Below are 6982 nucleotides of genomic sequence, written 5' to 3' on the forward strand. Positions count from 1 at the left end.
GCCCCCCACTCCCATGCCCACTTCCATGCCACGTACGGTCCGCGCCGCGGGAGTTGAACCACCCTTGTACAAGTTCCTCTTCGATCTCGTCTTCAAGAAGATGGACCCGGAGAAGGCCCACCACCTGGCCTTCTTCTGGATCCGCCTGGCCTCCTCGGTGCCCGGCCTGCGCACCCTGGTGCGGCTGGTGCTCGCCCCGCGCGACCGGGCCCTGCGCACCGGGGCCCTCGGCCTCGACCTGCCGGGCCCGTTCGGCCTGGCGGCCGGCTTCGACAAGAACGGCGTCGGCATCGACGGCCTGTCGATGCTCGGCTTCGACTACGTCGAGATCGGCACCGTCACCGGCGAGCCCCAGCCCGGCAACCCGGAGCCCCGGCTGTTCCGCCTGGTCGAGGACCGCGCGCTGATCAACCGGATGGGCTTCAACAACCAGGGCTCGGCCCGGGTCGCCGCCCGGCTGGCCGCCCGCCCGCACACCAGCTCCACCCCGGTGCTCGGCGTCAACATCGGCAAGACCAAGGTGGTCGAGGAGGCCGACGCCGTCGCCGACTACGTGAAGTCCACCGAGCGGCTGGCCCAGTACGCCGACTACCTGGTGGTCAACGTCAGCTCGCCGAACACCCCCGGGCTGCGCAACCTCCAGGCCGTGGACCACCTGCGGCCGCTGCTCTCCGCCGTCCGCGAGGCCGCCGACCGGACCACCGCGCACCACGTGCCGCTGCTGGTCAAGATCGCCCCCGACCTGGCCGACGAGGACGTCGACGCGGTCGCCGACCTCGCCCTGGAGCTGGGCCTGGACGGCATCATCGCCACCAACACCACGATCGGCCGCGAGGGCCTGCGCACCGACGCCGGGCGGGTCGAGGAGATCGGCATGGGCGGCCTGTCCGGCGCCCCGCTCAAGGCCCGCGCCCTGGAGGTGCTCCAGCGGCTGCGCGCCCGCACCGAGGGCCGGCTGACCCTGGTCTCGGTCGGCGGCATCGAGACCGCCGAGGACGCCTGGCAGCGGATCGTCCACGGCGCCGACCTGGTCCAGGGCTACAGCGCCTTCATCTACGAGGGCCCGTTCTGGTGCCGGCGGATCCACAAGGGCCTGTCCGCCAAGGTCCGCGAGGGCGGCTTCCGCAGCTTGGCCGAGGCCGTCGGCAGCGCCGTGCGCAGCTCCTGAACCCCTCCCACCACCCCAGGCCACCCCAGGAAAGAGACGACATGACCCTCGCCCCGTTCGGCGCCCGGCTGCGCAAGGCCCTCGACACCCGCGGCCAGCTCTGCGTCGGCATCGACCCGCACGCCTCCCTGCTCGCCTCCTGGGGCCTCGGCGACGACCTCGCCGGGCTGGAGGCCTTCAGCCGCACCGTGGTCGAGGCACTGGCCGACCGGGTGGCCGTGCTCAAGCCGCAGGCCGCCTTCTTCGAGCGCTTCGGCAGCAAGGGCGTCGCCGTGCTGGAGAAGACCGTCGAGGAGGCCAGGGCGGCCGGCGCGCTGGTCCTGATGGACGCCAAGCGCGGCGACATCGGCTCCACCATGGCCGCCTACGCCGAGGCCTTCCTGTCGCCGGGCAGCCCGCTGTTCTCGGACGCCGTGACGGTCAGCCCGTACCTGGGCTTCGGCTCGCTGCGCCCGGCCCTGGACCTGGCCAGGGAGCAGGGCTGCGGCGTCTTCGCGCTGGCGCTCACCTCCAACCCGGAGGGCGCCGAGGTGCAGCGCGCGGTGGGCGCGGACGGCGAGCCGGTCGCGGCCTCGGTGCTGCGGCAGCTGGCGGCGGAGAACGAGGGCGCCGCGCCGCTCGGCTCCTTCGGCGCGGTGGTCGGCGCGACGCTGGCCGACGCGGGCGTGGAGCTGGCCATCAACGGCCCGCTGCTGGCCCCCGGGATCGGCGCCCAGGGCGCGACCATGGCGGACCTGCCGCGGGTGTTCGGCGGCGCGGTGATCAACGTGGTGCCGAGCGTGAGCCGCGACGTGCTCAGGCACGGCCCCTCGGTGGCGGCCCTGCGGGAGGCGGCGGAGCGCTTCGCCGGGGAGTTCGCGGACGCCGTCAAGTAGCCGTCGGGCCGGCCGGCGAGGTAGCCGCACCGTGACCGTGCGCAGTGTCCGCAGGACGGCGGCTGCGCCCGGGAGTTGACGTGAGCGCCGTCACATCGGACCCGTCAAAGTTTCGCAATCGCGGTCATTTTGCCCTGGAAAGTCCTGGTCGGCCTTGGCTGACCAGGACTTTTCGTGTTCTTTTCCTGACGCGGAGCCGCAATCCGGGTAGTGTCCGGCGATAGGTCATCGGCGAGGCGCGATTTTCGTGGCTCCCGCAGGTCAGGGCCTTGTGGTTCCCCTTGCGGACGGTGTCCTCGGTACCGAACCAGTCATAGCTCAATCCCATCCATCCACACCCTGAGGTGAACGGCGTGGCTCTTCCGCCCCTTACCCCTGAACAGCGCACCGCCGCGCTCGCCAAGGCCGCCGAGGCTCGCCGGGAGCGCGCCGAGGTGAAGAACCGGCTCAAGCACTCCGGCGCCTCCCTGCACGAGGTGATCAAGGCCGGCAAGGCCGACAACGACGTCATCGGCAAGATGAAGGTCTCGGCTCTGCTGGAGTCCCTTCCGGGCGTCGGCAAGGTCCGGGCCAAGCAGATCATGGAGCGCCTCGGCATCAGCGAGAGCCGGCGTGTCCGCGGCCTCGGAACGAACCAGATCGCTTCCCTGGAGCGGGAGTTCGGCGGTGGCGCCGCCTGACCGTGCCCCCGTGGTCCCAGGATCCCCCGCGATCCGGGATAATCGGTGCATGAGTGAGCGTCCGCGGCTGACCGTGCTCTCCGGCCCTTCGGGGGTCGGCAAGAGCACGGTCGTCGCTCATATGAGGAAGATGTACCCCGAGGTCTGGCTCTCGGTGTCGGCGACGACCCGCCGCCCGAGGCCCGGCGAGAAGCACGGGGTCCAGTACCACTTCGTCGACAACGACGAGTTCGACAAGCTGGTCGCCAACGGCGAACTGCTGGAGTGGGCCGAGTTCGCCGGGAACCGCTACGGGACCCCGCGTGCGGCCGTGCTGGAGAAGCTGGAGCGCGGCGAGCCGGTGCTGCTGGAGATCGACCTCCAGGGCGCCCGGCAGGTGCGCGAGTCGATGCCCGAGGCGCAGCTGGTCTTCCTGGCTCCGCCGAGCTGGGACGAGCTGGTCCGCCGGCTGACCGGCCGGGGCACCGAGTCGCAGGACGTGATCGAGAAGCGGCTGGAGGCGGCGAAGATCGAACTCGCCGCCGAGCCGGAGTTCGACACGACCCTTGTCAACACCTCCGTCGAGCAGGTAGCGGCCGAACTGCTAGCCTTGCTCGGTGTAGCCTGACCTGTCTGTCTTTTCCACCCTTTCGGAAGGTTTTAGCGTGTCCTCTTCCATGACCGCGCCCGAGGGCATCATCAACCCGCCGATCGACGAGCTGCTCGAGGCCACCGACTCCAAGTACAGCCTCGTGATCTACGCCGCCAAGCGCGCGCGCCAGATCAACGCGTACTACTCCCAGCTGGGCGAGGGCCTGCTGGAGTACGTCGGCCCGCTGGTCGACACCCATGTGCACGAGAAGCCGCTGTCGATCGCGCTGCGCGAGATCAACGCCGGCATGCTGACCGCCGAGGCGGTCGAGGGCGCCGCCTGAGGCAGCCCCGCACCTTTCCCGGAGGGCCCGGCGGAATCGTTTCCGCCGGGCCCTCCGGCGTTCCCGCTCGCGGGTGGGGCGCCGTGCGGGTGCCGTCCCGGGGGTCGTAGGGTGAGCGGGTTCCGGATCGGGAGAAAGGTCGGTACGTGACTGTGGACGCCCCCCGCGTGGTCCTCGGCGTGAGCGGCGGGATCGCCGCGTACAAGGCGTGCGAGCTGCTGCGCCGCTTCACCGAGTCCGGCCACCAGGTGACCGTGGTGCCGACCGCGGCCGCGCTGCACTTCGTCGGCGAGGCGACCTGGGCGGCGCTGTCCGGCCGCCCGGCCGCCACCGAGACCTGGGAGCGCGTGCACGAGGTGCCGCACGTGCGGATCGGGCAGCAGGCCGACCTGGTGGTGGTCGCCCCGGCCACCGCCGACCTGATCGCCAAGGCCGCCCACGGCCTCGCCGACGACCTGCTGACCAACACCCTGCTCACCGCCCGCTGCCCGGTCGTGGTGGCGCCCGCCATGCACACCGAGATGTGGGAGCACCCGGCCACCAGGGACAACGTCGCCACGCTGCGCCGCCGGGGCGTGATCGTGCTGGAGCCGGCCGTCGGGCGGCTCACCGGCAAGGACACCGGCAAGGGCCGGCTGCCCGAGCCGTCCGCGGTCTTCGACGCCTGCCGGGCCGTGCTGCGCCGCGGCGGGGCGGTGCCGACCGACCTCGCGGGCCGGCACGTGGTGGTCTCGGCCGGCGGCACCCGGGAGCCGCTGGACCCGGTGCGCTACCTGGGCAACCGGTCCTCCGGCAAGCAGGGCTACGCGCTCGCCGTGACGGCCGCGGCGCGGGGGGCCAGGGTGACGCTGCTCTCGGCCAATGCCGAGCTGCCGGACCCGGCCGGGGTGGACGTGGTGCACGTCTCGACCGCGCTGGAGCTGCGCGGGGCCGCGCTGGAGGCCGTCCGGGACGCGGATGCCGTGGTGATGGCCGCGGCGGTGGCGGACTTCCGGCCCGCCGAGTACGCGACCGGCAAGATCAAGAAGGTCGAGGGGACCGAGCCGGCGCCCGTCGCCCTGGTCCGCAACCCCGACATCCTGGCCGAGCTGTCGTCCCACCGGGCCCGTTCGGGTCAACTCGTGGTGGGCTTCGCGGCGGAGACCGACGACGTGCTCGCCAACGGCCGGGCCAAGCTCGTCCGCAAGGGTTGTGACCTGCTCGTCGTGAACGAGGTGGGGAACGGCAAGGCCTTCGGCCAGGACGTCAACGAGGCCGTGGTACTGGGCTCGGACGGCAGTGAGACGGCCGTTCCGGTGGGCCCGAAGGAGGCGCTCGCGGACGTGGTCTGGGACCTGGTCGCGAAGCGACTGGAATCGGTCGCGATGTGATCGGAACCGGTCGCGCGGCGGTCGAGAATTCCTGAAGCGGGTGACGTTCGGCGGAACCAGACCGTTAGACTCCAGGAATCAAGTCTTTCCGGAGATCCCCGGCCCGCCCGGGGAACTTCAGTCAGCAGCCGCTGCAACCCCAGGGAGCGCTGTGTCTCGCCGCCTGTTCACCTCGGAGTCCGTGACCGAGGGACACCCCGACAAGATCGCTGACCAGATCAGCGACACCATCCTTGACGCTCTCCTGCGAGAGGACCCGACCTCCCGGGTCGCCGTGGAGACGCTCATCACCACCGGCCAGGTGCACGTGGCCGGCGAGGTGACCACCAAGGCGTACGCGCCGATCGCCCAGCTCGTCCGGGACAAGATCCTGGAGATCGGCTACGACAGCTCCAAGAAGGGCTTCGACGGCGCCTCCTGTGGCGTCTCGGTGTCCATCGGTGCCCAGTCGCCCGACATCGCGCAGGGCGTCGACACCGCGTACGAGGCACGGGTCGAAGGCGCCACCCAGGGGGACGACGGCGACGACCTGGACAAGCAGGGCGCCGGTGACCAGGGCCTGATGTTCGGCTACGCGTCCGACGAGACGCCCGAGCTCATGCCGCTGCCGATCACCCTGGCGCACCGCCTCTCCCGGCGGCTGACCGAGGTGCGCAAGAACGGGACCATCCCCTACCTGCGCCCCGACGGCAAGACCCAGGTCACCATCGAGTACGACGGCGACAAGGCCGTCCGCCTCGACACCGTGGTCGTCTCCACCCAGCACGCCAGCGACATCGACCTGGAGTCGCTGCTCACCCCGGACATCCGCGAGTTCGTGGTCGAGCCGGAGCTGAAGGCGCTGGCCGAGCAGGGCATCAAGCTCACCACCGAGGGCTACCGCCTGCTGGTCAACCCGACCGGCCGCTTCGAGATCGGCGGCCCGATGGGCGACGCCGGCCTCACCGGCCGCAAGATCATCATCGACACCTACGGCGGCATGGCCCGCCACGGCGGCGGCGCCTTCTCGGGCAAGGACCCGTCCAAGGTGGACCGCTCGGCCGCGTACGCGATGCGCTGGGTGGCGAAGAACATCGTCGCCGCCGGCCTCGCCCGCCGCGCCGAGGTGCAGGTCGCGTACGCGATCGGCAAGGCCGAGCCGGTCGGCCTGTTCGTGGAGACCTTCGGCACCGAGACGGTGCCGGTCCTCTCCATCCAGAACGCCGTCTCCGAGGTCTTCGACCTGCGTCCGGCCGCGATCATCCGCGACCTGGACCTGCTGCGCCCGATCTACTCCCAGACCGCCGCGTACGGCCACTTCGGCCGTGAGCTGCCGGACTTCACCTGGGAGCGCACCGACCGGGTGGAGCAGCTGAAGGCCGCCGTCAAGGACTGACGTCCGAAGCGCGAGTTGCGGCGCCCGTCCCCGTCCGGGGGCGGGCGCCGCTTCGTGCATTGTCGGTGTGACCTGGTAGTAGTTGGTGACGATGAGCAGCACAGGGGAGAACGGGGCCGGCGAGCCGGAGCAGCTGGCGTTCATCCGGGAGACGGTCAAGCGGGCCAAACCGCGCACCTGGCACGGGGCCAAGCCGGCCGAGCACCTGCCGGTGGCCCGGGTCGTGGTGGACAAGGGCGTGCTCACCATCGACAAGTTCTTCGACTACGCGGTGCCGGCCGGCATGGCCGAGGAGGCCCAGCCGGGGGTCCGGGTGCGGGTGCGGTTCGGGGCGCGGGTGGTGAAGGGCCAGCGCGAGGGCGGGGAACTGCACGACGGGTTCATCGTCGCCCGGCTGGAGAAGAGCGACTTCGCCGGCCCGCTCGCCCCGCTGGCCCAGGTGCTCTCGCCCGAGCCGGTGCTCACCCCGCAGCTGCTGCGGCTGTGCCGCACCGTCGCCGACCGGTACGCCGGGACGCTGGCCGACGTGCTCCAGCTGGCCGTCCCGCCCCGGCACGCCAAGGCCGAGGCCGAGCCCTCGCCGCCGCCGCTGCCGGCCCC

At 71.7% G+C, this 6982-nt stretch carries 7 protein-coding genes and 1 pseudogene; all 8 read left to right on the forward strand.

What is annotated here, in order from left to right:
• The first annotated feature begins 64 nt into the window (after positions 1-64).
• Entirely contained in the window at positions 65-1168 is a 1104-nt protein-coding gene (locus BU198_RS14395) for a quinone-dependent dihydroorotate dehydrogenase (RefSeq protein ID WP_188297237.1), read from the forward strand.
• A 41-nt stretch (positions 1169-1209) separates the two neighbouring features.
• Positions 1210-2043 carry an orotidine-5'-phosphate decarboxylase gene (pyrF, locus tag BU198_RS14400; protein WP_188297238.1) on the forward strand — a complete coding sequence of 278 codons (834 nt, stop codon included), beginning with the start codon at positions 1210-1212 and terminating at the stop codon, positions 2041-2043.
• A gap of 353 nt (positions 2044-2396) precedes the next feature.
• A complete protein-coding gene (gene mihF / locus BU198_RS14405) occupies positions 2397-2723 on the forward strand; it encodes an integration host factor, actinobacterial type (protein WP_030056187.1) in 327 nt (108 codons plus the stop codon).
• A 49-nt stretch (positions 2724-2772) separates the two neighbouring features.
• Complete coding sequence (gene gmk / locus BU198_RS14410; protein ID WP_188297239.1) at positions 2773-3330, forward strand: guanylate kinase; 558 nt, start codon at positions 2773-2775, stop codon at positions 3328-3330.
• Positions 3331-3367: 37 nt separating this feature from the next.
• Entirely contained in the window at positions 3368-3637 is a 270-nt protein-coding gene (gene rpoZ / locus BU198_RS14415; RefSeq protein ID WP_188297240.1) for a DNA-directed RNA polymerase subunit omega, read from the forward strand.
• A gap of 152 nt (positions 3638-3789) precedes the next feature.
• Positions 3790-5007 carry a bifunctional phosphopantothenoylcysteine decarboxylase/phosphopantothenate--cysteine ligase CoaBC gene (gene coaBC / locus BU198_RS14420; protein WP_188297243.1) on the forward strand — a complete coding sequence of 406 codons (1218 nt, stop codon included), beginning with the start codon at positions 3790-3792 and terminating at the stop codon, positions 5005-5007.
• Between the two features lie 151 nt (positions 5008-5158).
• The gene (metK, locus tag BU198_RS14425; RefSeq protein ID WP_188297241.1) at positions 5159-6382 is read left to right on the forward strand and encodes a methionine adenosyltransferase; all 1224 of its coding nucleotides are present in this window, start codon (positions 5159-5161) and stop codon (positions 6380-6382) included.
• Between the two features lie 91 nt (positions 6383-6473).
• Positions 6474-6982, forward strand: a pseudogene (locus BU198_RS14430) (primosome assembly protein PriA); the annotation flags it as partial.

The sequence above is a fragment of the Streptomyces sp. CBMA156 genome (assembly GCF_014596515.1).
GTDB lineage: Bacteria > Actinomycetota > Actinomycetes > Streptomycetales > Streptomycetaceae > Kitasatospora.

What these genes read in the sequence shown, in the direction of transcription:
- pyrF (WP_188297238.1), top strand. Translation starts at nt 1,210, where the DNA reads ATGACCCTCGCCCCGTTCGGCGCCCGGCTGCGCAAGGCCCTCGACACC.
- gmk (WP_188297239.1), top strand. Translation starts at nt 2,773, where the DNA reads ATGAGTGAGCGTCCGCGGCTGACCGTGCTCTCCGGCCCTTCGGGGGTC.